Source organism: Geofilum sp. OHC36d9, from assembly GCF_052400685.1.
Classification (GTDB): Bacteria; Bacteroidota; Bacteroidia; order Bacteroidales; family Marinilabiliaceae; genus CAZHHH01.
The window spans coordinates 1-1,260 of record NZ_JBQTGJ010000042.1 but is presented as its reverse complement, the minus strand read 5'-3'; the positions used below and the strand labels follow the sequence as shown (position 1 = coordinate 1,260).

Annotated in this window: 1 protein-coding gene; it reads right to left on the bottom strand. The window is 40.6% G+C overall.

From position 1 onward, the window contains the following. Positions 1-33 precede the first annotated feature (33 nt). Positions 34-1,260 (bottom strand): GLUG motif-containing protein (locus tag ACT3CD_RS17200; RefSeq protein ID WP_444646904.1); only part of this gene is annotated, 1,227 nt, incomplete at its 5' end.

The following is a 1,260-nucleotide window of genomic DNA, read 5'->3' as shown; positions in this document are numbered from 1 at the left end:
AGACCGGATTTTTGGTGTTTTTGAAAAATGGACTTATTTAATAACCACTTTAATAATAATGCCATCCACACTTAACATATATACCCCGCTGGAGAATGCTGATATATTAATGCGATTGCTCTGGCTTAAATCCTGAACCAGCACTTTTGTCCCGTCTATATTATAAAAACTTGCAACACCGGTGCTTCCTGTTACCGTTATGACGGTGGTAGCCGGATTGGGGTAAACATTGATGGCCGTTGTATTTTGCTCTGTTGCGTGAATAGAAACATTTTGCCCGACTGTAATGGTCACATCCATGGTATTACTCATCAATTCGCCATCGCTTACCATTATCTCGACTTCGTAATCGCCCAATACCGTTGGTGTCCAACTAAGAATACTGTCCTGCAGCAATGACATGCCATCAGGTGACTTTAGTAACTTCAGGCTCACATCCGGGTTATCCATGGTTACCACTTGTATGGTATCAAGATATTCGACATTTACTTTGGCTATCTTTTTAAAAACAGGTAAAATAACAGGCGCATCTGCCACATTAATCAAGCGCGGAAAAGAAATCCCCTCAGTAATTTCCCAATTATTTTCAAAATCCCATCCGGTAAAACGACTGCTTTGCTTCATTTGGGCCGTGGTGAGTGCCGTTACTGTTTGACTGTTACTATCATCGGAACCCAAACCGGAAGATTGACCACTTGTTTCGCTATTATAATAACTATTGCTTATTGTTGATGAATAATCATTAAATCCTACCAAGCCACCTACATCAGAACTGCCAGAAACCGAGCCAATGGAATAACTATTATTGACTGATGATGAAGAAAAAGAATTAGATCCTACCAGGCCACCAGCATTATTATCTCCGGAAACCGAACCGGTGGAATAACTATTATTAACTGATGATGAAGAAGAATTAAGTCCTATCAATCCTCCTACAGAATAACTCCCCGAAACAGAACCCGTGGAGTAACTATTATTGACCTGTGATGTTAAAGAATTACGTCCTACCAAACCACCGACATAATCCCCTCCTTGTATATCAACATTCGTAAGCCCTAAACTATCAATGCTTACACCACTGGCAGAACCAAATAGGCCAACATAATTAGTTAATGAACGATTAATGGTTAGTCCATCTATCGTATAACCTTTCCCGTTGTAGTTTCCCGTAAACCTGGTTGTGCTGTTACCAATGGGCGAAAAACCAGCTCCTTCGTTCCAATTTCGGGTATCTGAAGCGTCAATATTGGCTGTTTGCTC